A 1249-nucleotide genomic window follows, 5' to 3' on the forward strand; every position below is an offset into this window, starting at 1 on the left:
AGAGAGACGATAAGGGAAACATTTGTTGCGTTGATCAAAGCAGCAAAGACGGCGGCTGGTGACAATGTTTTCAATATGCGTGATTTCAACTTCTCCCCTGAGAATACGCCCGCAATTAATATCTCAACGCAAAGTGAAACGATTGAAGATGGCTATGATTATGGGGTAAGGCAGCGTGTTTTAACAGTGGATGTTGAGTGCTACGACACACGAGAAAACGGTGCACGTTTTGTTGACCAGTTGGCATGGGAAGTTGAGGAAATTTTCTATGCCAATCCCAATCTCAACAACACAGTTGAAACATGCCGCCTGCAAAATATTGCTTTTGCCTTTGGCGATAATGGCGCACTAGCGCTCCATGGTGCAATCTTAACCTTTGAGGTCACTTATGTGACCAACATTCCCAATATAGATGAAGAAAAAAGCGATGCAACCGCAGAACTTGTTGAACCTTTCTTAAGCTTTGAACCAGAAACAGGCGAGAGAAACAAAGATAAATACCATAAAATCGAGGTTACTCATGTTAGAGCGACGCGATAAAGAAATCACTGATTTAAAGAGACGCGTAGCGAATATGGTTATGGTAGGTAAGATTAGCCATGTCGACCATAAAAACGCACGCTATCGGGTAAAAAGCGGCAACCTTATCAGTGACTGGATTCCAGATACCCAAGCCCGCGCCGGTAAAACATGCTCCTATGAAGGGCGTGATATTGAAGAGCAAGTGATTGTTGTCTCGTCATCAGGTGACTTATCGCAAGGAGTGATTGTTGGCTCCATTCATACAGATGCTAATCAAGCAGCCGATAAGGGCAATATTCATAAGACACTTTATCCTGATGGAACTTTTGTTGAATATGATGATGAACAAAATAGCTATAGCATTCATATCAAATCAGGCGGAAAGTTTATCCTCACGATTGCGGATGGCGTGTCACTAAAAGGTGATGGTGGTAAGCTAGAGCTTACCGCACCAGATGGCATAAAAATTGTTTCAGAAAGTGATCTCAATTTAAACGCAGATGGCAACATTTCTTTGAAGGCTGGTGGTGGCATTTCACTCAATTCACATAACAATATTTCTCTTCATTCAGGCAATGACGTTTCCATCCATTCAGGTGGATTAAAGCACAACAGCACCAACATTGGAAACAGCCATGTTCACGGCGGTGTTGTTTCTGGTGGCTCTATGACAGGAGGTCCCCATTGAACAGTGGAATGGACCGCACAACAGGAAAGTCATTGACCG

General features: G+C 43.2%; 2 protein-coding genes. Both read left to right on the plus strand.

Translation table 11 applies throughout. The features are described from left to right. Positions 1-540 (plus strand): hypothetical protein (locus tag GQO39_RS08520; RefSeq protein ID WP_156851773.1); only part of this gene is annotated, 540 nt, incomplete at its 5' end. Continuing rightward, positions 521-1210, plus strand: coding sequence for a phage baseplate assembly protein V (locus GQO39_RS08525; protein WP_156851774.1), 690 nt, complete (start codon positions 521-523; stop codon positions 1208-1210). The genes GQO39_RS08520 and GQO39_RS08525, both read left to right, overlap by 20 nt. Positions 1211-1249 lie beyond the last annotated feature (39 nt).

The organism is Bartonella refiksaydamii, from assembly GCF_902652675.1.
GTDB lineage: Bacteria > Pseudomonadota > Alphaproteobacteria > Rhizobiales > Rhizobiaceae > Bartonella > Bartonella refiksaydamii.

What these genes read in the sequence shown, in the direction of transcription:
- GQO39_RS08525 (WP_156851774.1), top strand. Translation starts at nt 521, where the DNA reads ATGTTAGAGCGACGCGATAAAGAAATCACTGATTTAAAGAGACGCGTA.